The organism is Lactiplantibacillus sp. DA1 (assembly GCF_032681335.1).
Taxonomy (GTDB): domain Bacteria; phylum Bacillota; class Bacilli; order Lactobacillales; family Lactobacillaceae; genus Lactiplantibacillus.
The window spans coordinates 426,081-452,032 of record NZ_JAWHTQ010000002.1; the positions used below are offsets into that span (position 1 = coordinate 426,081).

The 25,952-nt window shown below is 43.1% G+C and carries 22 protein-coding genes; 4 read left to right on the forward strand and 18 right to left on the reverse strand.

Annotated features, from left to right (window positions below; translation table 11 throughout):
* Nucleotides 1-35: 35 nt before the first annotated feature.
* The 11 genes from RXV91_RS04650 to pdhA form a co-directional block, all read right to left on the reverse strand.
* On the reverse strand, nt 36-1,391 hold the full coding sequence (locus tag RXV91_RS04650) for a TIGR03111 family XrtG-associated glycosyltransferase (RefSeq protein WP_316438858.1): 1,356 nt from the start codon (nt 1,389-1,391) through the stop codon (nt 36-38).
* The gene (xrtG, locus tag RXV91_RS04655) at nt 1,391-1,990 is read right to left on the reverse strand and encodes an exosortase family protein XrtG (protein WP_316438860.1); all 600 of its coding nucleotides are present in this window, start codon (nt 1,988-1,990) and stop codon (nt 1,391-1,393) included. The genes RXV91_RS04650 and xrtG overlap by 1 nt, the downstream gene beginning before the upstream one ends.
* 105 nt (nt 1,991-2,095) lie before the next feature.
* Nucleotides 2,096-3,379: a Firmicu-CTERM sorting domain-containing protein gene (locus RXV91_RS04660; protein WP_316438862.1), complete on the reverse strand. Its 1,284-nt coding sequence runs from the start codon at nt 3,377-3,379 to the stop codon at nt 2,096-2,098.
* A gap of 262 nt (nt 3,380-3,641) precedes the next feature.
* On the reverse strand, nt 3,642-5,480 hold the full coding sequence (gene typA / locus RXV91_RS04665; RefSeq protein WP_316438864.1) for a translational GTPase TypA: 1,839 nt from the start codon (nt 5,478-5,480) through the stop codon (nt 3,642-3,644).
* A 191-nt stretch (nt 5,481-5,671) separates the two neighbouring features.
* Complete coding sequence (locus tag RXV91_RS04670) at nt 5,672-6,445, reverse strand: inositol monophosphatase family protein (RefSeq protein WP_316438866.1); 774 nt, start codon at nt 6,443-6,445, stop codon at nt 5,672-5,674.
* Nucleotides 6,446-6,454: 9 nt separating this feature from the next.
* Nucleotides 6,455-6,742, reverse strand: coding sequence for a UPF0223 family protein (locus tag RXV91_RS04675; RefSeq protein ID WP_316438868.1), 288 nt, complete (start codon nt 6,740-6,742; stop codon nt 6,455-6,457).
* On the reverse strand, nt 6,735-7,667 hold the full coding sequence (locus RXV91_RS04680; RefSeq protein WP_316438869.1) for a lactate dehydrogenase: 933 nt from the start codon (nt 7,665-7,667) through the stop codon (nt 6,735-6,737). Before RXV91_RS04680 ends, RXV91_RS04675 begins: the two co-directional genes overlap by 8 nt.
* 499 nt (nt 7,668-8,166) lie before the next feature.
* Entirely contained in the window at nt 8,167-9,579 is a 1,413-nt protein-coding gene (gene lpdA, locus RXV91_RS04685; RefSeq protein ID WP_316438870.1) for a dihydrolipoyl dehydrogenase, read from the reverse strand.
* Nucleotides 9,580-9,586: 7 nt separating this feature from the next.
* Nucleotides 9,587-10,903 (reverse strand): 2-oxo acid dehydrogenase subunit E2, encoded by a 1,317-nt coding sequence (locus RXV91_RS04690; protein ID WP_316438872.1) that lies wholly within the window; start codon nt 10,901-10,903, stop codon nt 9,587-9,589.
* Between the two features lie 57 nt (nt 10,904-10,960).
* Nucleotides 10,961-11,938: an alpha-ketoacid dehydrogenase subunit beta gene (locus tag RXV91_RS04695; protein WP_316438874.1), complete on the reverse strand. Its 978-nt coding sequence runs from the start codon at nt 11,936-11,938 to the stop codon at nt 10,961-10,963.
* A 1-nt stretch (nt 11,939) separates the two neighbouring features.
* Nucleotides 11,940-13,052: a pyruvate dehydrogenase (acetyl-transferring) E1 component subunit alpha gene (gene pdhA, locus RXV91_RS04700; RefSeq protein ID WP_316438876.1), complete on the reverse strand. Its 1,113-nt coding sequence runs from the start codon at nt 13,050-13,052 to the stop codon at nt 11,940-11,942.
* 285 nt (nt 13,053-13,337) lie between these two features.
* Between pdhA and def the strand changes: the two genes are divergently transcribed.
* Nucleotides 13,338-13,898 carry a peptide deformylase gene (gene def / locus RXV91_RS04705; protein WP_316438878.1) on the forward strand — a complete coding sequence of 187 codons (561 nt, stop codon included), beginning with the start codon at nt 13,338-13,340 and terminating at the stop codon, nt 13,896-13,898.
* Between the two features lie 29 nt (nt 13,899-13,927).
* Here the strand turns inward: def and RXV91_RS04710 are convergent, their stop codons facing one another.
* Nucleotides 13,928-14,434 carry a hypothetical protein gene (locus RXV91_RS04710; RefSeq protein WP_316438880.1) on the reverse strand — a complete coding sequence of 169 codons (507 nt, stop codon included), beginning with the start codon at nt 14,432-14,434 and terminating at the stop codon, nt 13,928-13,930.
* 282 nt (nt 14,435-14,716) lie between these two features.
* Here RXV91_RS04710 and RXV91_RS04715 point away from each other — a divergent pair, with 282 nt between their 5' ends.
* The 3 genes from RXV91_RS04715 to RXV91_RS04725 all read left to right on the forward strand — a co-directional run bounded on the left by RXV91_RS04715 (nt 14,717) and on the right by RXV91_RS04725 (nt 17,630).
* Nucleotides 14,717-14,935 (forward strand): DNA-directed RNA polymerase subunit epsilon, encoded by a 219-nt coding sequence (locus RXV91_RS04715; RefSeq protein ID WP_316438881.1) that lies wholly within the window; start codon nt 14,717-14,719, stop codon nt 14,933-14,935.
* A complete protein-coding gene (gene rnjA, locus RXV91_RS04720) occupies nt 14,932-16,608 on the forward strand; it encodes a ribonuclease J1 (RefSeq protein ID WP_021732092.1) in 1,677 nt (558 codons plus the stop codon). The genes RXV91_RS04715 and rnjA overlap by 4 nt, the downstream gene beginning before the upstream one ends.
* 62 nt (nt 16,609-16,670) lie before the next feature.
* Nucleotides 16,671-17,630: a diacylglycerol kinase family lipid kinase gene (locus RXV91_RS04725; RefSeq protein ID WP_316438882.1), complete on the forward strand. Its 960-nt coding sequence runs from the start codon at nt 16,671-16,673 to the stop codon at nt 17,628-17,630.
* Between the two features lie 724 nt (nt 17,631-18,354).
* On the opposite strand, the gene RXV91_RS04730 is transcribed toward RXV91_RS04725, so the two are convergent.
* The 6 genes from RXV91_RS04730 to RXV91_RS04755 form a co-directional block, all read right to left on the reverse strand.
* Complete coding sequence (locus RXV91_RS04730; RefSeq protein WP_021732094.1) at nt 18,355-18,558, reverse strand: hypothetical protein; 204 nt, start codon at nt 18,556-18,558, stop codon at nt 18,355-18,357.
* 167 nt (nt 18,559-18,725) lie between these two features.
* Nucleotides 18,726-20,174, reverse strand: coding sequence for a LysM peptidoglycan-binding domain-containing protein (locus tag RXV91_RS04735; RefSeq protein WP_316438883.1), 1,449 nt, complete (start codon nt 20,172-20,174; stop codon nt 18,726-18,728).
* A gap of 355 nt (nt 20,175-20,529) precedes the next feature.
* Complete coding sequence (locus RXV91_RS04740; RefSeq protein WP_316438884.1) at nt 20,530-21,495, reverse strand: ribose-phosphate diphosphokinase; 966 nt, start codon at nt 21,493-21,495, stop codon at nt 20,530-20,532.
* Between the two features lie 153 nt (nt 21,496-21,648).
* Complete coding sequence (locus RXV91_RS04745; RefSeq protein WP_316438886.1) at nt 21,649-24,195, reverse strand: ATP-dependent RecD-like DNA helicase; 2,547 nt, start codon at nt 24,193-24,195, stop codon at nt 21,649-21,651.
* Nucleotides 24,196-24,210: 15 nt separating this feature from the next.
* Nucleotides 24,211-24,885, reverse strand: coding sequence for a tetratricopeptide repeat protein (locus tag RXV91_RS04750; RefSeq protein ID WP_316438887.1), 675 nt, complete (start codon nt 24,883-24,885; stop codon nt 24,211-24,213).
* 23 nt (nt 24,886-24,908) lie between these two features.
* On the reverse strand, nt 24,909-25,574 hold the full coding sequence (locus RXV91_RS04755; RefSeq protein ID WP_316438888.1) for a histidine phosphatase family protein: 666 nt from the start codon (nt 25,572-25,574) through the stop codon (nt 24,909-24,911).
* Nucleotides 25,575-25,952: the final 378 nt, after the last annotated feature.

Consider the following 25,952-nt stretch of genomic DNA (forward strand, 5'->3'; position numbering starts at 1 on the left):
ACGCAGTTCTTCACCACTTTGATGTTAATCTCAACTTATTTTCCTTTCCGGCGCCGGCGATAGTGATTACGAACCGTCTGGACATCATCACGCAAGACGACTAATAATCGTTGCCATTCTTCAGTAAATCCTTGCATTTTCCAAGTCGCCTGGCTAGTCATCGCATTAATGACACCCACTAATCGGATCCATGACGTCAAAAACATATAAAGTGGCAAAGTCAATGTTAGCCACCACAAATGGACGTAAAAACGCCGTTCTTCTGGATACGGCTTCAATAAAATACCGACACTGATAAAATTGATCACACCAACCATGGCATACAGCGCATAGATCAAGAGATAGGATAGCCCGACCACCACGGTTGAATAACCAAAAGCAATTAGAACGATCGTTGCAAAAGTCCAAATCATTCGTGGAAATGTAAACGTATGGTCGATCATGATCCGGCGCACCAAGAAATCTTTGAAAAAGCCTTTGATACTAGCTGTTTGTGCCATGTAATGTTGCGCCACTTCTAGTTCACCACGCTGCCACCGCTGCCGTTGCGTATACAACTCTGAAAAACCCGAAATTGGTGCTACGTAAAAAATCGCATCCGCACAAATCACAACCTTTTTGCCAAGTCGCGTCCGAATCTGAAAAGTCATGTCCGTATCCTCACCAATGGTGTCAGTGTCGTACAAAAAGGTTTCCATAAGCACTTCCCGCCGAAACGCTGAGAAGGCCCCTGACATAGTAAATAATTGGTCACGAAACGATTCGATCGTTCGGCCAGATAGAAAGGCTTGGGCATATTCGTAGTATTCATTTTTGGCTAACAAACGATGCCACCAGCCATGAACTTGTTTAACTAAATCCCGTTGTGGTAGCACTGCCCCAGTCATAGCCGCAATGTGTTCATCACTTTCGAATCGTAGCACCATATTTTTGACCGCGTTGGATTCCAATAACCCATCACTATCGATATTAATGACATAACTGCCAATACTCTCATAAATTGCCGCATTAAGTGCTCGCGCTTTACCTTTATCAGTATTAACATACCGTAAAAATAAATTTGGAAAGGCATTTTGGGCGCGAGCGTACGCCCCAAAGCTATCATCAGTACTCTGATTATTAGCAAGAATGATCTGCATCGCCTTTTTATCATAGGTTTGATTATCGATTGAACGGATACAGTCAAATAACGTATCCTCGGAATTATAAACCGGTACGATGATGGTTACCCACGGCCATTTAGCAGGTGCTTTAAGCTTAGTCATCTTGCGATGGAGTCGTATTAACTTAATGGTCGACACAATCGCCGGAATAATTTCAACCACAATTGGCACTAAAGCCCACGTAATCCAAAATCCCATTCTGGTCAGCGCTAAGTTTATCCAGTACATCACAGAATTCGCTCCCTCCAATCCATAAACTGCTGATAAATTCCTCGGGCCAACTGTGAATATGTGAAAACATTGTAATATAAAACAATAACAAGGACGTAAAATAATAAGCGTCCAATGACTGAATGAGCCAAAAAGAAGGTCTGACCACCGCCAAAGTGAACAATCACAATCACGGTAACTAACCGTAACACATTGATCAGATAAATAAAGACTAAGCCAAAAACACCATAGAATACTTTTTCACGGCGCTGATAAGCCGGGTAGAATGCCACTAATGAAATAAACGCACAAGTTTCAATAATCCCTGAACATTCATAATCAATTGACATAATCACCGGATTACCACTATTAGTAATATAAACTAGTCCCATTTTGAACATAATGGTACACCAATTAGTTATATCACTAAATAGCGCGACTCCGTGAATGACAGCGTGGGTAAAAAACCACACCCAATACGGACGACTAATTGCTGTTAAGATAAAAAAGAGCCCGGCACTTCCCACAATAAAGTAGAAAGCTGATAGCCGAGCTCGTTTGAGCACTGACAGTCCGTATAACCATATTACGATCCCTAGTAGGATTTTTACATTCATCGTCCACCAGTCCTATTAATTAGCTGACCGACCGTCCCCAATACGGACTAAGTCGGTGGTTATAAAATGATTGTCAGTCAAAACTAATTCCATAAATTCCAATAGTTACTTTTTAACTTTTGGTAAGACAACTGATTCTAATTGTCGCCGCTTGCGGAATTTAAAATAGCCCCACGCCACAATAACGACACCCACACCTGAAATCAAGTACGGCCCCGTTGAACCACCAGCGACCGTCACCTTATCATTGCCAATATTTGGATTGTACATCGTAATGGTTTGACCAGTCATGGTTGAAATCTTAAATTTACTCAGATCAACTCTAAATTCTGCAATCGAGTGTGAACCGGATTGTGAAACATATCCATTGCCAACAGTCCCATACTGATGGCCTTCGTTCCAATCACCACCAGTAAAAGACACGGCTTTGACGGCCCCGTCACTTTGCGAACTTGGCATATCACCAGACCAGACATAATATTTTTGACCACCAATATCAAAATTATAGTCACCATAACTTGGAACTTGGCCATACTTCATTTTGACATAAATATAAACGTACTTACCATCACTGACCATGGCGGTATATCCGTTATAACCGTCCGTCAAAGTCACGTTCTTCCAATCATTAAAGTTACCGTCAATCTTAATATTTAGATTGTCATTATCATTACTAGCATTATTATCTGTCGTTGATGACGCCTTAGAAGCCGTGTCATCCTTATCTGTGATTACCCCTGCCGAACTGCTCGTACTACTGCTCGTCGAGTTTGTGGCACTACTTGAATCAGTACTACTGCTTGAATTTGTTGCACTACTTGAGCTAGCCGAACTGGTCGCAGTTGTAGTAATCGTACCGGCAGTGGTCGTTGCACTATCACTCCCAATGTTCGGATTAGCCATTGAGATTTGCTTTCCACTTGCACTTGCCGTCAATCCTAGTTTAGTCAGATCAACTTTGAATTCAGCATAGTTATGCGAACCATCATTCGTCACATAACCAGTTCCGACCGTCCCGTACTGGGTGCCTTCGTTCCATTTACCACCAGTTAGCGTAAATGATTTGACACTTCCCGAACTAACACTGCTCGAAATGTTATTCGACCAGACATAATAAGTTTTACCATCAATAGTAAAATTATAGTCCCCATAGCCTGGAACTTGGCCGTTCTTCATCTTGACGTAAACATTGACGTACTGACCATCACCCGCTAGCGCCGTATAACCATTATAGCCTTCTGTTAACGTCGCACTTTTCCAATCATTCATTTTACCATCAATTGTGACGTTGGTGCTGGCATCAGCAGTCACTGAATTCGTCATTACCATGGCACCGGTCATACTAAAGGCAAGCATGCCTAAGATCGTCAACTTATTAATTTTTTTCACGATGGACACACCTCCAAAACTCAACATCGTTTTCATGGGTCATTAAGACCAATGGACCTTTTTTACCCTATAAATCAATAGTATACTCCTCGCATCAATTAATCAATCAATATTTCCATTTAAATGAACTCAATGACCATTAACAGCACTAATGATTATCGCCACGGACCAGTCTGACTAATTTTAGCCGTTTTTAGTCCATGGTTTGTAAAAAAAAAAGCACGTCCCTCAATTAGGACGTGCCGGCACGAATTAACGTGTGTTATTTGTTCATTTTACGCTTTTTAGCTTCTTTTTCACGTGAATTAGTGTTCAAGATACGTTTCCGTAAACGAACGTGATCTGGTGTAATTTCACAAAATTCATCACTGTTCAAGAATTCAAGAGATTCTTCCAACGTCAAATGAGTTGGTGTCTTGATTGTCGCAGTCAAATCCTTATTAGAAGAACGCACGTTGGTCATGTTCTTACCCTTAGTAATATTAACCGAAATGTCGTTTTCACGGCTGTTTTGGCCAACAATCATACCTTCATAGACTTCGGTACCTGGGTCAACAAAAATCGTTCCCCGGTCTTCAATCCCCATCGTAGCGTAAGTCGTTGTCTTACCTTGGTTAATCGAAACTAAGGCGCCATTCCGACGACCTGGGTTCCAGTTAGGAATAACTGGTAGGTATTCAGAGAAGGTATGATTCATAATCCCATATCCGCGAGTTAATGAAAGAAATTCCGTTGAATAACCAATCAAACCTCGTGAAGGTGCCAAGAAAGTTAACCGGGTTTGGTTGTTACCTGTGCTTTCCATGTTCTTCATTTCAGCCTTACGTTTAGATAAGGTATCAATAATTGAACCAGTATATTCGTCAGGAGTATCAATCTGAACAGATTCGAATGGTTCGCAACGCTTGCCATCAATTTCGCGATAGATAACTTCTGGACGAGATGCTTGTAATTCATAGCCTTCACGCCGTAACGTTTCAATTAAGATTGACAAATGCAATTCACCACGACCAGAAACAACCCATGAACCTGGTTCGTCAGTATCTTCAACCCGCAACGAAACATCGGTTTCAAGTTCAGACTTCAAGCGCATTTCAAGTTGACGCGCCGTCACAAACTTCCCTTCTTTACCAGCAAATGGTGAGGAGTTCGTACCAAAAGTCATTTGTAAAGTTGGTTCGTCGATTCGTAAAATCGGTAAGGCTTCAGGGTTAGACGAATCAGCAACTGTTTCCCCAACGTTGATATCTTCCATCCCAGAAACAGCAACTAAGTCACCAGCGTGGGCTTCGTTGATTTCCAAACGTTGTAAACCGAAGAACCCGAATAACTTAGTCACCCGGAAGTTCTTCTTACTACCATCAAGCTTCATGACCGAAACACTGTCACCGACCTTGATTGTCCCACGGAAGACCCGCCCAATACCAACTCGGCCAACATAGTCGTTGTAGTCTAATAAGGCGACTTGGAATTGTAATGGTTCGTCAGAGTTATCAATTGGTGATGGAATCGTCTTAATAATGGTATCAAAGATTGGTTGCATCGTATGTTCTTGCTTAGCAGGGTCTGATTCATAACTAGAAGTCCCATTCAAAGCTGAGACGTAAACGACTGGGAAATCTAATTGTGATTCGTCAGCACCTAATTCAATGAAGAGGTCTAACACTTCATCAACCACTTCTTCAGGACGAGCACCAGGACGGTCAATCTTGTTGATAACCACGATTGGTGTTAAATGTTGTTCTAAGGCCTTCTTCAAAACGAAACGAGTTTGCGGCATCGTTCCTTCAAAGGCATCGACAACGAGTAACACCCCGTCAACCATCCGCATAATCCGTTCAACTTCTCCACCAAAGTCAGCATGTCCTGGAGTATCCAGAATATTGATTTGTTTGTCGCCGTAACGAACGGCCGTGTTTTTCGAAAGGATCGTGATACCGCGTTCCTTTTCAATGGCATTAGTGTCCATCGCCCGATCGTCAATCTGGACGTGTTCGTCAAGGGTATCCGATTGTTTAAGCATTTCGTTAACCAACGTCGTTTTACCGTGGTCAACGTGGGCAATAATGGCAATGTTGCGGATATCATCTCTAAATTTCAAAATTGATCTTCCTTTCATCCTTCAAAATTCTTACTATCCTTCGACAGCAGAAATCTTACATATATTAATACAATCCGCCGTTACTATCAAGTCTCAGCTTCAACTTGAAACCTTCATAACGACGTTTTCAGCAGTTTTCATCCATTGACATAAAAAAACTGTGACATATGGGTCACAGTCCCACTACTTTACTAGACGATTGCCAAAATCGAGCGTTGTGCGCGCTTTGTCGCTATCAGTACAGCACCCGATGATAACATATCAACGGGGGTGCCGTCAACTCTAGTCACCACCAAGCCAAGGCTTTCAGCAAGAACTCGACCAGCTGCAAAATCCCACGGCCGCAAATATGATAAGTAGCCTACCAGCTCCCCAGCCAACACCTGACTAATTTGAATGCCAGCGCTTCCCATGATCCTAGGTCCAAGTGATTGCGCCACGACCGTCTGCATGTTAAATCGATTTTGAATCAACAACGGTGCACTCGCACCGAATAGGCCCGCACTTAAAGCAAGATTAGCCGGTGCAGCTAATGGCTCATTGTTAAGCGTGACCCCAATCTGAGGGCCACCAGCATACAGCTTATTCGCCATCACATTATAGATATACCCCAGCGTTGGTTTACCATCGACATACAACCCCACCATCATCGCAAAATGGTTCCGTTGGTGAACAAAGTTCATGGTGCCATCGATTGGGTCAACAATCCAAACATGTCCAGTCATCGTATCAACCTGATCGCCAGTTCCCTCTTCGGCTAAAATATGCGCAGCCGGATCTAATTCACGAATCTGATGCACCAAAAAGTCCTCATTACTATGATCCACATTCGTAACTAGATCACGGCGACTTGTCTTTTCGGCCACGGTTAGATGCGTTCCCATCTTGGCAAGCACCTGTACTCGGGCTGTCTTCATCACCGTCTGCATCGCTTGATTTAACTGTTTCACAACATTCGTTTGCACATTATTCACCTAGTCTCGGTATTGAAATCGTTGCTTGTTTGTCGCCCGTGCTGCTTGCATCGTTTGATAGATCCGATAGCCCGATACAGCTTCATATTCACGAGATAATCGTTTTTCTTCTGACTTAGCCGGAACGACCGTCTTAAACTCACGATAAGCCCCCAATAGCTCAGCCGTCATAATTGAGCTTTCATTGGCAGCTTCCACAGCTTGGTAAAAAGTCGTAACCTTAATAATCTCGGCTGTTGTCCAAGTCTCATCCAGTGGGTACTGATAACTATCATTATGCTTAGGCATCTTCGTCCAGCTCCCCTGCTGCGACCCGATCAAGTTCTTCGCGAACCTGGCCGGCAATCTCAGCATATTCTTTTTGTTCTTCATCGGACAGCACCATATCAGCCATCCGTTTAATACCATTAGCACTAATTAACACCGGTGACGATAACCCAACTAGCTGATTTTCATCGACCGACGTCTGAATATTTGTCACCGTACCAATGAACGGTGATTGCGCATAAAATGCGTTAAGCACTTGTACTAATGCTAACACACTCAGGGTCTGATTAGTAACAATTGTCGGATCATCAATTTGCTCAGTGGCCGCACTCATTTCATCCATACCGAAGCTGATGTCCTGATTGGCCAAATACGTCATGACAGGTGCAGGACCAATATATGACCGGCTCCAAGAAATCAAGTGAGCCGCAGCAGTTCCTACCACGAACGCGCGAACATCAGTGGGGCCAACACTTAACTGCTGACGTAATAATTGCTCTAGTAAGCGACTTTGCGGCAAAGTTCCCAATCCTACCACTTTGGAATGGTCGATCCCACTAAAGCGTGCTGCTAATACACTCAAAACTGCATCGTTACTACCAGCTAAGATGATTTTGCCATTAAAGCCAGCCCCCATCGCATCGTTAACAAACGCACGAAATAATGGTAAGGTCGCCTTTAAATCACCGTTGGCATCTCGATCTATCGCCAATGGCACTAAATTCCCAATAACCAAGCTATCCGCTTGCGAATAATCTGGCTTAACTTGCGCTGCTAATGTAAATTGCCGACACGTTAAGCTCGCCGTTACCAATGCTTGGTAGCGCGGTGCCTCATCAGTCCCCGTTGCGACCACTAATTTCACTGGCAAATCTTTGGCAATTGCGACTAATATTAATTGTTGTACGAACTCGAATAATCCCCGAATAATTACTGTATTAATCATTTCAATCCCTCCAACCTTCGCTAATAATTGTACCTGAGCTGTCAACGAATTCAAGTAAATGTTAACAAAAAGCTTACCTTTTTGTAACATTTAGGCCCGGCTAATTTATTAGCTGTCCCTAGACCAGATGAATTAACATCTCGCCATAATTTATCATAAAATCAACTGTTGTTAGCACTTCATGTCATGCTCATTAGTTCAACACATTTTTGGTGCTACACACGCGATTGGTCATTTTCCATAAGTATTCGTATTTATCGAGCATCAAAAAGGCTTAAAAAGCCTGTAGCATTTCCCAGCCAAATAAGGCGTTTTTTTAGGCGTTTAAATCTGACTACCTTCGACTTTACAACTTAAGGAGCCAAGTTAGCGGTCATTCATCCTGAACTAAAGCTCCCAAAAAGCTACAAACACAATTGTCACAACCGCCCAGCCCAATTCTATGTAAAACAAAAGTTTGAGGCCTACACCTCAAACTTTTATTAATTCATTATCCACATTAGATGTGTGTTGGATAACCCATCGCTTCATCCGCTGCTTCTTGAACCACTTCGCCTAAGGTCGGATGAGGATGAATCGTTAACGCGAGGTCTTCGACATTCATGCCACCATTAACCGCAACGCTTAATTCGGAAATAAGGTCACTTGCACCGGGACCAGCAATCTGTGCCCCAACGATTGTGCCTTCATCTTTAGTACTGATTAACCGGAAAAATCCGTCCATTGAGTTCAATGAAATAGCTCGGCCATTACCCGCAAACGGGAACTTAGAGGCCTGAACTTTCAGACCAGCCTTTTCAGCATCGGCTTTAGTCATACCAACCGTTGCTAATTCCGGATCAGTAAAGCAAACCGCTGGTATTGAGACGTAATCATTAGCGGTCTTCTTACCGCTAATAGCACCAGCTGCAACTTTAGCTTCCGCAAACGCCTTGTGGGCTAATGCCGCACCAGCAACAATATCACCAATCGCAAAGATATCCTCAGCAGCCGTCCGTCCCTGCTCATCAACTTCAATCAGACCGCGTTTAGTCAACTTAACATCAGTGTATTCCAAGCCCATGTCATCCGTATTGGGCCGGCGACCGACAGTTACCATGACATAATCAGCATGAATTTCGGTTTCTTTGCCATCAACAGCATAAGTCACCGTAACGCCACTATCATTTTGTTCAGAGTTTTTCGCCATCGCATTTGTAATGACGTTGACCCCTTTCTTCTTGAAGTCATTTAGTACAAGCTTCACCATGTCTTTCTCAAAGTTAGGCAAAATCTGTGGTGTTCCTTCAAGGATCGTAACGTGAGCACCAAGATTAGCATAGGCACCAGCTAGTTCAGAGCCGATATAACCGCCACCGATAACGACTAATTCTTTTGGCACTTCAGGTAAGTTTAATCCACCCGTGGAATCAACGACACGGCCCGTAAACTTGAAGCCAGGAATTTCAACCGGCCGGGACCCCGTGGCAATGATCAAATGTTTAAATTTATAAGTTTGACCAGTATGGTCGCCGTTCATCACGCGTAAGGTATGATTGTCATGCATGTAAGCTTCACCACGAACGACTTCCACCTTGTGCTTCTTGAGCAACATCTCAACCCCACCAGTTAAGCGGTCAACAACCTGATGATCTTTCCAGTCTTGAGTTACTTTGAAGTCTAATACTGGATCTTGAATATTCTTAATACCAAAAATCTTACTATTCTTAGCTTCTTGAAGTCGATGACCAGCACTGATCAGTGCCTTTGATGGAATACAGCCAACGTTAAGGCAGACACCACCGATATATTCCTTCTCTACCACGGTGACTTTTTGGCCGAGTTCCGCGGCTCGAATCGCAGCGACGTAGCCCCCAGGACCCGCGCCGATAATCATTGTATCGCGTTCTTCAGCAAAATCTCCTACAACCATTCCGACCTCATCCTTCCATCAAAAGTAATTCTGGATCATGTAATAACTGTTTCAATAAATTCATTGCCCGCTGGGCCGTCGCACCATCAATCAAACGGTGGTCAAAACTTAGGGATAATTTTTGCATCTTACCAACCACAATTTCGTCATCGTCATTGACATATGGTTCTTTACCGATGCGGCCAACTCCTAAAATTGCAACTTCAGGCTGATTAATAACTGGCGTAAACCAACCGCCACCAATTGAGCCAATGTTACTAATCGTAATCGAGCCACCACTCATCTCATTAGCCTTTAGTTTGCCATCGTATGCTTTTTGCGTATTATCAGTAATTTCTTTGGCAATCGCAAACAAACCCTTACCCTCGGCATGTTTAATATTTGGTACTAACAATCCACGATCAGTATCCGTCGCAATGCCTATATTAAAGTAGTGTTTGTAAACAATCTCTTTATTGGCATCGTCAATAGACGCATTTAGTTCTGGGAACTGTTGTAATACCGCAACTAATGCCTTGACAATGTATGGTAGGAAGGTCAAATGAATGTCACGATCTAACGCGACTTGCTTATACTTCTTCCGGTGCGCCATTAAAGCGCTCACTTCAACTTCATCAAACAGCGTAACGTGTGGAGCCGTATGCTTACTATTAACCATTGCTTTAGAGATTGCTTTTCGAATTGGCGTCATCTTTTCGCGTGACTCTAATTCTGGCGTGTCAGAAACATATAGTTTAACTGGAGCAGGCGCCGGCGTTGTTGCTGCAGCGGGAGCCGCCTCGACTGTAGCTGCCACTGGCTTAACACCCGTAGCAGTTGGGGCACCAGTATAATTATCAATATCTTGCTTCGTAATCTGACCATGCGTTCCAGTTGGTGTGACTAAAGTAATATCAACATCCTTATCACGCGCATACTGCCGAACAGATGGCATTGCTAAGACCCGTTTGTTGGGATTATCAGCTGCCGGTGTTCCAGTTGGTTGTGCTGGTGCTGCTGACGGGTCTGACTTCGTTTCAGTAGCTGGCGCTTCGGTTGCTGTGGTCCCCGGCATTTCAGCCTTAGTAGCTGGTGCCGCATCATTCGAGCCATCATCAATTGTAACGATAACATCGCCAATTTTGGCAGTTTCGCCTTCAGGAACTAAAATATCAATAATTTTACCACTCACTGGCGATGGTAATTCTTCAACCGATTTATCATTTTGAATTTCAACTAGAGAATCGTCTTCTTTGACTTCATCACCAGGTTTTACGAGCCATGATGCAATTTCGCCTTCTTCAAGACCTTCACCAAGCTCTGGTAATTTAAACTCGTAAGCCATTGGATAACTTCCTTTCATGACAGTCTCAGGTGACTGTTTTTCGATGCCACGACCAACTTAATAGTTCAAGATTTCGCGGGTCTTTGCTTCAATTTCATCTTCTGCTGGTAACCAGTCATCTTCTGCTAACCCGAATGGATAAACCGTATCCGGTGCATAAACCCGACCAACTGGTGCACTTAAGTAGAGTGCACCTTTTTCAGCAATCAACGAGGCCACGTTCGCTGCAATACCAGCTTGACGTTGTGCTTCTTGAATCGCAACCGCGCGACCAGTCTTCTGAACAGATTTAAGAATTGTTTCTTCATCTAAAGGCGATAATGTCCGTAAGTCAACCACTTCGACTGAAATGCCTTCCTTTTCAAGTTTTTCTGCCACCTTAAGTGACTGATTGACTTGAGCACTGTAAGCAATTAAAGTAATGTCGGTTCCCTCACGAATCACGTTTGCTTTATCTAACGGAACGGTATAGGCTTCATCTGGAATATCTGCCTTCATTGACCGATATAGCTTCAAGTTTTCAAGGAAGAAAACGGGATCATTATTCCGAATTGAGGAAATTAACAAGCCCTTAGCATCATATGGATTAGACGGTGTTACAACCCGCAGTCCAGGAATCTGAGCCAGATAGCCTTCTAATGAATCCGCATGCATTTCTGGCGTGTGCGTCCCACCACCATATGGTGACCGAATCGTGATTGGCATGTGACGTGTGCCACCTGTCCGGAAGCGTTCACGTGACATCTGTCCCGCAATCGAATCCAAAGTTTCAAAAATGAACCCTAAAAATTGAATTTCAGGAATTGGCCGGAAGCCTTCCAAAGCCAAACCAATTGACAAACCACCGATACCAGATTCTGCTAAAGGAGTATCGAAAACCCGGTCTTCGCCAAATTCGGCTTGCAGACCATCGGTGGCCCGGAAAACCCCACCGTTTTTACCAACATCTTCACCAAAAACTAAGGTCTTTTCATCCGACCCGAGTTCTAATCGAAGTGCATCGGTAATCGCTTGAATATACGTTTTCTTTGACATGTTACTTCGACTCCTTTGCTTGGAATTCCGTAATCTGTTGTTGAATGTTTTGTGGTTGTTCTTCAAAGACATTCCCCAAGAATTCGGTCATTTTCTGCTTTGGTGCATCATCCGCTTGTTTAACAGCGACCTTGATGTCTTCTTTAACTTGTTCAACATATTCATTTTCTTGGTCTTCTGACCAGACACCTTGATCAGTCAAATATTTACGATAACGAATTAATGGGTCATTATCGAACCATGGTTGTTCTTCGTCCTTAGTCCGGTAACGCTTAGGATCATCCCCAGCATTCGTATGTGGTCCGAACCGATAAGTCAACGTTTCAATCATGACTGGGCCATTACCAGCAGCAGCGTACTCACGAGCAGCCTTAGTCACCTCATAAACCGCTAGGAAGTCCATCCCGTCTACTTGTACACTTGGAATTCCAGCTGCAACGGCTTTTTGAGCTAATGTCTTAGCGGCCGTTTGCTTGCGCCGTGGCACCGAGATAGCATAACCATTGTTTTGAACAATAAATACTGCGGGCGCTTCAAAGGCCCCGGCAAAGTTCATCCCCTCATAGAAGTCACCTTGCGAAGTCCCGCCATCACCAGTATAAGTGTAAGCAACCTTATCCTCGGTTCCATTCTTCTTGATTCCAAGTGCCACGCCAGCGGCTTGTACGTATTGCGCGCCGATAATAATTTGCGGTGGCATTGCGTGGAAGTCCTCTGGATATTCATTGCCTAACACGTGGCCACGTGACCATAAGAAGGCTTTGTAAACCGGTAATCCATGTTGGATTAACTGTGGAATATCACGATAAGCAGGCATTAAAACGTCAGTTTTCTTCATCGCCGCGTTACTACCCATTTCACTGGCTTCCTGACCCTCAGTTGGCGCGTAGAATCCTAGCCGACCTTGTCGTGTTAATGCGTTGGAACGTTGATGTAACGTTCGCTCCCATAACATTAGTTTAAAGAATTCAACTAGTTGTTCGTTTGAATATTTAGAGACAATTTCTGGTTTGATTACTTTAGCTTGACCATCCAATACTTGCACGGGTTCAAAATCTTTCCCAAGTGCATCCCGGATCGCACCAAAATCAACAATTGGTTTTTCGTTGTCCATAAATGACACATCCCTTTCATGAACGTACAAACGTTGTGGCTTACCACCACGTTCATAATCGTTTTCATAATTACAAGTCTAATTTACCATTGCATTTCATCTTTTGCAAGCCCTTCCAAATACCGTAGAGTCAGCATTTTTCATTAAACTGATTGTGAACTATTTAATTTGCCAATATTTTTTGTTTTCATCTTTTTCATACCGAGCGCTACTTTTTAATTCAGGCTTATGCTACACTAATAATAAGTGTAAATTGCGCGATCTTAATTTTGGAGGTAATTGGAATTGATTAAAATGCGCGACATCATCCGCGAAGGTAATCACACATTACGTGCGGAGGCAAAACAAGTTAAATTTCCGTTAAGCGAAGCTGATCAAAAACTGGCTAACGATATGATGGAATACTTAGAAAATAGCCAAGATCCTGAATTGGCTAAAAAATATGGTCTACGTGCCGGTGTTGGTTTAGCCGCACCGCAAGTTGACGTTTCTGAACAAATGGCCGCGGTCCTTGTTCCAAGTGAAAATGAAGATGATGAACCGGTTTTTAAGGACGTCATCATTAACCCCGTCATCGTCAGTCATTCCGTGCAGCCCGGTGCGTTGACTGAAGGCGAAGGCTGTCTATCAGTCGACCGTGATATTGCCGGCTACGTGATTCGTCACGATCGCATTACTTTGCGCTACTATAATGTGGCTGGTGAGCAGAAAAAAATTCGTCTAAAAAACTATCCAGCAATCGTTTGTCAGCATGAAATCGACCACCTACATGGAATTTTGTTCTACGATCATATCAATGGCGATAATCCATTTGCCGCTGATGATGATTTAGTTCTGATTTCTTAAATCGTTCAAAAAAAGCAGTTCTGGATTATTCAGGGCTGCTTTTTTGAGACACTCGGATTCAACCGGCGAAGATCTTTTAAATATTCTAGAGTGGCTTCATTCATTAAGTAGGCAACATCTAAATGTAGCTGACCACCACGTAACCACGTGTCCGTCACCCGCAATGCTGGACCAGCATCATGAAAAGCCACAATTTGATTGTGCATCGTATATTCTTGCAACTGGTTATTAAACAATCGCCGAACCTCCGGCAAATCAGCTGCAATCATGCCAGGTGCATCCAGTACATACTCAAAGGCCATCACACCACGCCCCCACACATCAGCAACCGGTACCGAATGGATCGCGCCCGCAACTTCTTGGATTGTCATCGCATTGGCAAGCACTTTAAATGATGCTGTCATGGCATTATCAACAGTACGCTGACCTGCCCGACGAATCTTCAACGCAGCTCGTTTTAAGACTTGTCGTCGTAACAGTTCATAAACGATCAGCGCAATTAAGACACCCCCAATAATCGTTACCCAAGTTTGCATCGTCAACCCTCCAATTCTTTTTTTGTATAATGGTTCACAATTTTAGGAATTTTTTGTTCTTTACTTATATTTAGCATAGCATGTTTCATCAAAAAAAAATCTTTTAACCGCTTCGTTTTTGAAGAAAGTTAACATTGTATACACCCATCTCAAATTATGCTAAAATGTAAGATAATTGTTGTGTTTACACAACCTGGTGTACGGATCAAACTTTTATTTTTGCTATCTATTTAGATCACTTCGAATCTAAATAAATCTTGTTTATATTAAGGAGTTTTACGCATGATTTACAAAGTATATTACCAAGAAACCAAAGAACGGAACCCACAACGGGAAACGACCCAATCTTTGTATCTCGAAGCAGATACTGAAGTACAGGCTCGAACCTTAGTGGAAGATAATACAGATCACAATATCGAATTTATCGAACCGTTAGAAGGTAGCTTCTTGGATTACGAACAAAAAAATCCAGAGTATCACCTAACGGAGTTCAATAAATGAAACGGTTAAACGTCAAAAATAACGAAACCGCTGTTTTTGCAGTCGGCGGTTTAGGAGAAATTGGGAAAAATACTTATGGTATCCAATTTCAAGATGAGATTATTCTGATTGATGCCGGAATCAAGTTCCCTGAAGACGAACTTCTCGGAATTGATTACGTTATTCCAGATTATTCTTATCTAGTTGCAAATCAGCAAAAAATAAAAGCTTTAGTGATTACGCACGGTCATGAAGATCATATCGGTGGGATTCCTTTCCTATTAAAACAGATCAACGTGCCAATCTATGCCGGCCCCCTAGCCTTAGCCTTAATTAAGGGTAAGTTAGAGGAACACGGGTTATTAAAAACAACTGAATTACATGAAATCAACGAAGATACGGTGCTCAAGTTCCGTAAAACCCGGGTCTCGTTCTTTAGAACAACGCACTCAATCCCTGATACACTGGGCATTGCGGTCCAAACACCACCTGGCACGATCGTGGAGACTGGGGACTATAAGTTCGACCTGACACCAATTACTAACCAGCCACCGAACCTTCAAAAAATGGCCCACCTCGGTGAACGTGGCGTCTTGGCATTAATGTCAGACAGTACTAATGCCGAACGGCCTATCTGGACCAAGTCCGAACGCTGGGTTGCACAATCCATTCGCCATATTTTCGAACAGGTTGAAGGTCGAATCATTTTTGCCACCTTCGCATCCAATATTTCACGAATTCAAGAAGCCGCCCAAGTGGCACTTGAGCACCATCGTAAAATTGCCGTATTTGGTCGTAGTATGGAAGCCGCAATCGTAAACGGTCGCGAATTAGGCTACTTGAACATTCCCGACGAAGCCATTGTGGATGCCAATGATTTACGATCATTGCCAGCGAATAAAGTGATGATTTTATGTACTGGTTCTCAAGGTGAACCCATGGCTGCCCTATCACGAATTGCGAACGGGACCCATCGTCAGATTTCAATTGAACCTGGTGATACAGTTATCTTCTCCAGTTCACCAATTCCCGGTAATACGTTAAGTGTCAACCATGTCATTAATGAACTGGAAGAAGCCGGTGCAAACGTTATTCATGGTAAAGTTAATAACATTCATACCTCTGGGCATGGTGGTCAAGAAGAACAAAAATTGATGCTCCGCCTGATGAAGCCGAAGTTCTTTATGCCCATTCATGGCGAATATCGAATGCTAAAGATTCATACGGAACTGGCTGAACAGTGTGGTGTTCCCCTGGACCATAGCTTTATCCTTGAAAATGGTGATGTCTTGGCCTTTACCAAGGACTCTGCACGGGTCGCTGGACATTTTGGTGCCGGTGATGTTTACGTTGATGGTTCTGGTATCGGCGATATTGGTAACGTTGTACTACGTGACCGCCAAGTCCTTTCTGAAGAAGGCCTCGTAGTTGTCGTGGCTACAATCAACTTAAAGAAGAAAGAGATCCAAGCTGGTCCAGATATTCTATCACGTGGCTTCGTTTATATGCGCGAATCTGGTGATTTAATCAACGAAGCTCGGCGCCATGTCTTCCGTACGATTCGCCGTAAGATGAAGTCAGATAAAGCGACCGAAGCAACCATCCGCAACGCAATTATTGATGACCTGCAAAGTTTCTTGTTTGATAAAACTGAGCGGCACCCAATGATCTTGCCAATGTTGATTATGAACTAACTACTTGCCGGAACGATCCCGTTCCGGCTTTTTATGGTGTAAGACTGATATGAGGTGTAATTTTGATTGCTGAATACTACATTATTATTAATGAACTTGCTGGTTCTGGTCACGGTAAGCTTGTTTGGGAAACCATCAAGCCAATACTGGAGCAACGTCAGATTCATTTTGAATACCGAGTTTCTGAATACGCTGGTCACACCATTCGGCTCGCGGCTGAGTATGTCAAAACTATTCAGCATCGACCAAATGTGACCTCGGTTATTTTAGTCGTTGGGGGTGATGGCACCCTCAACGAAGCTTTAAATGGCATCATGCAGGTGCCTCAAACTGAGCCCATTCCCCTTGCCTATATTCCTGGTGGTTCTGGTAACGACTTCGCACGTGGATTAGGCATGGCAACTGATCCAGCAATCGCATTAGCACAAGTACTTAATAACATGCGTCCCCGCACGTTAAACGTTGGTTATTTCCACGAGACTTTAAAGAACGAGCACCGTTACTTCATCAACAATGTTGGCCTTGGATTTGATGCTCAAATTGTCGATGACACAAATCGCAGTAAACAAAAAGGGCGATTAGGGCGTTGGTCCTATCTAAGCAATATGTTAGCTGCATATTCGCAACAGGAAGGCTTTCCACTGACTGTGCATGTTGATCGTAAACGCGATTACTATAAGCATGCGTTTCTATGTACGGTTTCAAACATCCCTTATTTTGGCGGTGGTGTTAAAATTTTGCCACAGGCGAATCTACATGACGACCAACTTGAATTGATCGTGGTCGAGGAGCCTCATTGGTGGATTATAGTCTGGTTGTTCATCCTACTACTACTCGGGGGTCACCACCTTAACTCCCGCTTCGTTCACCATTACCGCAATGCTAACTTGCATTTACTGGTTAATTCAGTTGAAATCGGGCAAATGGATGGTCAAAGTATCGGTAATCGTAACTACGACCTATACTTTTCAACTCGGCCCTACCCGTTTTGGATTGATACTAGCATTCATAACCATCATTAAAATGCTTTATTGCTTGCTGAATTAGCCTACATGTTGACCTAAACGATAAAATGAATCTAAAAATCAATAGTCGTTGTAAGAATTCACAGTTAAATTCTTACAACGACTATTTAATTTCTATCATTAACAGTGTCAAACCTCATTTTCTTTGAAACGCCGATAATTTTTACTCTAATCTATACTATACTGAATCGTTAAAACGGTCTCATTCAGTTGTGATTGCTTCTGCTACAGGACTCATCATTCAAATTTTAAATGACTGCTTTCACCAAGTAGCATGAGTGTTCACCAACTATTTGAGCGGCTTTCCGAAACACGTTCGGTGCCACTCAAACCTGTGCTTGCTACGCCCATGGTAATATCAAGACCACATTCATCGATGGTGTGGCAATGCTCAGCTTCAACTGATGACCCCACACGGGCGAGACTGGAGGGGTTGGGCAACTTGTCCGGGTGGTTCTCAGGCTAGAAAAAAAGACTCATATTTGAATTCACGCAGAAGCCTACTATGTGAATTCAAATCGATATTGAAGTGCCCTACAATGGTCACCTAGCCCCAGAGGTCGGAATAAGATGTACATACACTGATAAGTCATAATCCAACTAATTGACCCGTTTTAATCATCATTCATACTACACAATAACTAGAACAATGCGTAAGGAGTATTCACTAATATAAAAAGACTGGCAACCATCTCCAATGGTTGACCAGTCCTCACTAATTTTAGTCTTCAGAAGCGTTGATTGCTTCCAGAAGCATATCAAGTTGTTCACATTTACGGGATAGATGACCAACCCGCTCCTTCAAATGTGGATAAATAGTCACAACCCGTGAGTGATCCTGTTGTCGAACGGCCAGCGCTCTTAAATGGTCAAGCTCTGTATTAGCCTCTTGATACTCTTCCAGGATCTCAAAACGATTACTCATTGATAGCACTTCCTTATCACAATAGATAGGTCCAATTTTTCACATCGAAAAACGACAAACATAATATACCACAAATATTAGTAAATTTAAATCATAAAATTCAAAAAACAAATAAAAAACCTCAACACTGAATAATTCAGTGTTGAGATTTTCACTAGCATATTAACTTACTTAATCGTACCAGCAAAACTTGGCATAAAGTATGAACTGATTGTTTGTACTTGAACGTTTTCACCTTCAGTTGGGGCTGCTACATATTGATTATTACCAATATAAATGGCATCGTGATAAGTCCCCCCACGGTTACCCCAGAACAGAATGTCCCCAGGCTGAGCGTCCGCAACCGAATGCGTCGTCACGTAAGCTTCCTGCGCAACCGTGCTATGTGGCAACGTAATACCAGCAGCATGTTGGTAAACATAGGAAACTAAACCTGAACAATCCATTCCTGAAAGACTAGCGCCACCCCAAACGTAAGGGATGTTAGCACTGGCTAGCTTTAAGGCTAATCCAGTTACTGAACCAGTAGCTAAATCACTGGTCGAACTAGTCGTCGTACTGCTATTGTTAGTCGTGGCCGCATTGCTTGCGGAGCTGCTAGCACTACTAGTGGCTGCAGAAGCATTACTCTGACTCGTCGTACTGGAAGAACTAGTCGCCGCTGAACTACTCTGACTAGCGCTGCTAGTAGGAGTGGTGCTGCTCTGACTTGCACTACTTGTGGTAGCTGTATTACTTGCACTAGTAGTCGTCGTGTCACTTTGACTAGTTGCTGTTGAGCTGGCAGCTGATGTTACACTACTCGTTACGGAAGAACTTGTTGCCGCACTAGTAGCTTGACTATTAGCAGTCGATGAACTAGTCGTACGTGTTGATGAGGCCGCACTTGTTGTCGTACTCGTTGGCATCGAGACACTCGCACTTGTTGCCGAGACTTTTACAGTTGCAGTCGCTGTAGATGAAGCTGCTGAAGCCGTTGACGTGGTTGAACTAGTAGTACTGGCTGTATCGGCACTGACAGCATCCTGACTTGCTGCACTGGTACGACTAGTATCACTAGCGCTTGAAACTGAGCTAGCACTGGCCACCGTAGCTGTCTTCGCAGTAGCACTCGTTGCTGACACAGCGTTTGTTGGCGTAGTTGCTGCTTGACTCGTCTTAGCGGTAGCTTTGGTTGTTGCTCCCGGCACTTGAATGTTTTGACCCACCACAATCAAATCGCCAGACAGGCCATTTAATGTTTGGAGAGCATGCACAGAAGTGTTGTACTGATCAGCAAGCGCCCAAAGTGTATCACCCGCTTTAACGGTATATGTACCCTTAACAGCGGCTTTCTTAGTTGCTGACTTAGTCGTGGTCGTCTTAGTCGTTGACTCACTAATTTGTAAGTTTTGACCAACATAGATCAAATCGACATTTTTATCAGATGCTTTAATCTGGTTAAGTTTTTCAATACTCTTTACGGAAACTCCGTGTTGTTGAGCGAGGCCCCAAACTGTATCATTTGCTTTTACAGTGATTGAGGCAGCATTGGCAGCTTGACCTGTAGCAAGCAATAACCCAACGGCACCAACCGTACTGGCTAGGACCTTGCCCGTTGTATGTGCTTGTGACATTTAATTCACTCCTTAGTTATTAAAATCGATAGTAACAAATCCGTCTTTTGACGTAAGATTAAGAAATTCTTAATTTGCTTTTACAAATCATAATTTTATTGTAGCACAATTTATCAAAATACAAACTAGAATCGCTCGTTTTTTTACAAAACTGTGCGGTTATTTTGAAAAACGCTTGCCAATACCAAAGCAACGCTATTTGCCGACATATCAACATTTATCAACATAAACATAACGTTATCATTTGATTACTTCAAATAACCAATTGCACATTTATAGTCGGTTATGTCAGTCAACGAACCAACTAAAAAGCACATTAACTAACCGCTTAGTTAATGTGCTAAAAAATAGGCATTTAAATGCGTGAATCGAATAATCGATCAACCGGTTGCTGTTCATGTACTAGTTTAATTGCATCACCCAACAATGGGCCAACCGATAATTGAACTAACTTATCAAATTCTTTATCAGCTGGAATTTGAATCGTATCAGTCACAATAACCTTTTCCAATTTAGAAGCCTGTAATTTGGCAACCGCATCCTGTGAAAAAATCGCGTGGGTTGCACAACCATAGACGGTCGCTGCGCCGGCCTGCGCTAAAGCATCTGCGGAAACGTCAAATCGCGTGCCAGTATCAATCATATCATCAATGACGATAGCGACGCGGCCCTTCACATCGCCAATAATACTGCTAGGAACAATATTATCATCATCTGGATGACGATTATCAATGATTGCAATCGGTGCACCTAATAGTTCCGCCATCTTACGTGCTCGCGAAACACCTGCATGGTCCGGTGAGACCACCACAAGATTGTCAGTAATGCCGCGATCCTTAAAATAACTAGCAAGCAGTGGAGCAGCAAACAAATGATCCACCGGAATGTCGAAGAACCCTTGAATCTGAGCGGCGTGCAAATCAACCGTTAAGACTCGACTAGCCCGATCCTTCTCCAATAAAGTTGCAATTAGCTTAGCTGTGATTGGTTCGCGTGAGCGGGCTTTGCGATCTTGTCTTGAATACCCATAATATGGAATGACCACATTAATTTGACTAGCACTGGCCCGTCTCAATGCATCGATCATAATCAATAATTCTAAAATCGTATCATTGACAGGTTCTGAGATTGATTGAATGACAAAAACTTCTGCCCCGCGAATACTTTCTTCGATGTTGATCTGAATTTCACCATCACTAAACCGCTTTACAGAACTTTTACCGAGCGGAATTCCAACCCGCTGTGCGATTTTCTCGGCTAACGGCAGGTTCGAATTCAGGGCAAACAGTTTCAGTTTGGCATAAGATTGATCTGTTGACATAACGTCCTCCATAAAAGTTGTTTGATGATTTGCTACCTTGATTATAGCAGTTACCGCGGTCAAAAAACCGCCTGCAACTGAATTTTATTACAAATGACCTCAGCTGACAGTGACCCGCTTGCATCAATCCTAGTTGGTATTAACAATTAGTGATTAATTAGTTACTTGCGGCATGAAATTTGCAGGAGTAATTCCATTCATGCCAATCATTGGATCGATTTGACCACCACTGACTAACGCGGGCGTCAAAATAGTTGGTCCTGGCGACTCAGCATTCGTCGCCAACGTGTCAGTTGTTTCATCTGAACCCGTTTCACTCTTCGCAACTGACCCCTTCTCGTCGACGTCAATCGATCCAACTGACTGTTCACCAATCGCTACCGGTTCAGCCGCTGCCAACGCTGAGTCACCGCCAAAGACTTGCTGCAACCGTTTGGTCAACGTTGTTTGCCGATTAACTGATTCATTGGTAACACTTCGCTCAAACGATTGAACATCACCTAGTAAGATTAGCATCTTTTCGGCCCGAGTAACAGCTGTATATAATAGATTGCGCTGTAACATGCGCGAAAATTGCGGCACTAACGGCAGAATCACCATCTTGAACTGACTCCCTTGCGACTTATGAATCGACATACTATATGCTAAGGTTAGTCGGTTCCAATCGTTGCGCTGATAAATCACTTCATTCTGGTCAAACGCAATTGTGATTTGATCTTTTTTGGACTCATTATGGGAATCATTAGCCAGATCAATTCCTACAATTTTTCCAATATCGCCATTAAAGACATTGTCTTCTGGTGAGTTAACAAGATGTAAGACCTTATCACCAACTCGAAAATCCTGACCATTATAAGTGAGATGTTTTTGACGTGCCGATTTCAGCGGATTGAATATTTTTTGAACCGTGGTGTTAAGCTGATCAATACCGGCCATACCACGATACATTGGTGCTAAAATCTGGACATCTTCCGCACTAAACCCCTTAGCTTGTGCCCGCGCCACCACTTGTTCGACAATGTGATTGACTTGATAAGCATTACAAGCAATAAACGAACGATCTGGCTGATTAATCACGAAATCATTGGGCAAGCGGCCATCCTTGATCGCATGGGCTAAGGGAATAATACTGGAATCATTGCCTTGACGATAAATTGTTGTTAACTCGATTTGTGGTAGTTCACCAAATTGTAACAAGTCGTGAAAGACTTGCCCAGCCCCAACTGACGGCAGTTGATCTTTATCACCAACCAAAATAACTTGCATGTGGCTCGGAATTGCCGTCAATAGCTGCTGAAAAAGTACCGTATCGACCATTGACATTTCGTCAATGATCAACAGACCTCCGTCGAGTTCTTTACTAGGCTCTTCGGGGCCATCTTCACGACCAGTTAGCCCTAATAATCGGTGAATCGTGCTAGCTGGCAATCCCGTTGTCTCAGCCATCCGTTTGGCAGCTCGACCAGTTGGCGCGGCTAGCAAGATTGGAAAAGGCTTATCTTTATATTGATTAATATCTAATGATACATCGTGTAATTCCGCGTAGAGTGCCACTAGTCCACGAATAATTGTTGTCTTACCAGTCCCAGGTCCCCCCGTTAGTAGAAAAACCGGTGCCGTAATTGCCGCTTTTAAAGCTTCTGTCTGCGAATCATCATAAGTAATATTGCTAGCCCGACCGACATGCTCGATTGCGCGTTCAACTGAGTGAGCCGTTAATTGTTCATCATGATCAGCTGCCAGTAATCGCTGTAAGTGCTCAGCGACCCGCCACTCAGCTTCATATAATCCGCGCAAATAAATTCGATTTTCATCGCCCACAATTTTGTTTTCTTTGGCAAGTACAACCAATTGGTCAGCAAGCTTTGACGGATCGATTTGAACATTACGTGCATTCTCAAGCAACTGCATTGTTTGATTCAATAAAGGTTGCGCCGTCGTATAGGTGTCACCATTTTCTACACATAGTTCGTTAATTTCAGTTAAGAGTGCCGCTTTTAGCCGATTGTCCGCTTGGGGATCAATCTTTAGTTGGGCTGCAATTTGATCGGCCTTCTTGAACCCAACGCCCTTGATATCCTCCACTAAACAGTAAGGATTCTCTTGAATTTTAGCTAAAGTCTCCCCCTGATAACGGGCATAAATAGCTGCAGCTAACCGGCTCCCAAATCCATACGCATTGAGGCCAATTATCGTCTGTTCTAGACCATTATTGACCGTTAACGTATCGATCAATGTCGCTTGAACACTGGCGCGCAGACCAATGGGCTTCAAAACCTTCGGATCTGCTAATATTTGATCAATGGCATCTTCACCTAAGGTATCTACAATCCGTTCAGCTGTCCGCTTACCTAACCCAGGAAAGTCACTACCTGATAAGTACGCAATCAAACCGGTACGCGTTGTCGGTGTCTCATTTTGATAATTATCGGCTTGAAACTGCATCCCATATTTAGGATGTGTGACCGGTTTGCCCGTAAAACGATAGGTCGTTTCTTCTTGGATATCAGCAAAATTTCCGGTAACAACGATTTCATCTTCCGACCAATCAATATTCTGTTCGGTCACTTTAACTAATAAGACCTTATAAAAACTATCAGCACTACTAAAAAAGACGGCAGCGACTTTACCGACAATAAAATGTGTGACCGGTCCCCGACCAACATCGTTGGAAAATAAATTTGCTTGTTCGTCCGCCACGGAAATCCTCCTCAATTAATTGTGTTGATCATCTGCTTGGGCAGCTAACATTTTTTCAATATCCGTTAACTGTTGCTGATGGGCTTTAAAATATGTGCGATCTAATTTTTTAGCCCGTTCAAACCAAGTTGCATACGGTTGACCCAAAACCATCGCCGTCAGCCCAATGTTAAACGCGGCTCGGCCAGAGTGTGAATCTAAGGCATATGCACGTTGATAATAATCCGATGCTTGTTGATTATTGCCTAATGCAAGTAATATATCTGCAACTAGCAAATTAGCGTCAACCTGATCTGGACGGGCTTCTTGTACTGTGATTGCCCAGACTAAGGCATGTTGGTAATCGTGCTTTGCCATTAAAGACTGTGCCATCATCATATAGGCATCATTCTTCAATTTATGATCCGTAATTTGCTGATAATACGGAAGTGCCTTATCATAAGTTTGCGCTTGATAATACACATTCCCTAAGGCATAGCGTAATAAGTCCGTGGCTGGCTGCTGTTGGTCAAACTTACCTAACGCCTTCATCGCTAATGCTTCTGCTTGTTCAAAATCTTGACCGACCGTTAACAAAACAACTAACTCATAATAAGCATGATAATCTTCCGGTTGTGCGTCAATTTCACCGATAAGTTGGTGAACTAATGCTTGCTGTTCAGCCTTGTCAGGACGTGATGCTTTTGCCATTCATGCCACTTCTTTCTTTTATATTAAATCGTATCAGTTGCATCAGGACGACGCGACAAATACGATGTATCGTTCCAATCTAATAATTTGAACTGCTGCCCACGATCCCGAGTCTCCAAAATTGTGGTGGACGTATTTGATAGTCCCCCACGTTGGCGCAAAGTTGCTAACGTTGCCCCTAATAACGAATTGACCAGTGCATTTAGGGCGGCACCATGACTAACAATTAGGACATTATCATCACGCCGTGGATTAGCCTGAACAATTTGTTTGATGGCCGGAGTCATTCGCTTCAATAATTGTTGAAAGCTTTCTCCCTGAATCGCCGTGGGATCATATTGATCAGGATGATTTCGAAAGGCGTCAAATTCAGTTGGGTATTTAGCCTGAACATCGGTAAAGGCCATTCCTTCCATTTTTCCTAAGTTAAATTCCCGCAATCGACTTAGTACGGTCAGTGGTAAGTCAGTTTGCGTTAAATCATGGCGTAAGGTCATTGCCGTGTCACGTGCCCGCTTTAGCGGACTGACGTAGATGTGACTAAAATGAATGTCTTGTAAAGCTGCTGCTAATTCATGGATTTCTTGATAACTTGTCGGTAACAATGGTGAATCCCCTTGAGAGCCTTGATAACGCCCCTCCAGGTTCCATTCCGTTTTTCCATGACGAATAAATAATAATTTTGTCAATTGCTTACTTCCTTATTTATCATTCTAAATACTAAATTTAGTGTCAAACTGATAGCGATGCTGATTAACAATAATCTTAACTAGCTCAGTAGCACTGTCCTCGTGATTGAACGGCAACTGAGCTATTATAATTATTGTCAGTCTGACAGGTGACTCTTAAAATCACGACTGTCTGAAAACAACGACTTACCTACCTACAGTTGAACACACCACTATTTGCCATTCAACAGCTAGCCCAACTGGAAGATATTTCTGACAATGTTTAGCGATGAAATCCTAGCAACGGGGTTATGCTTGGTTATTGAAAGAACAGTATTTAAGACTCAAGTCTGTATCCATCGCACTCCATCGATTGGTAAACAGGGCTAGAAGCACACT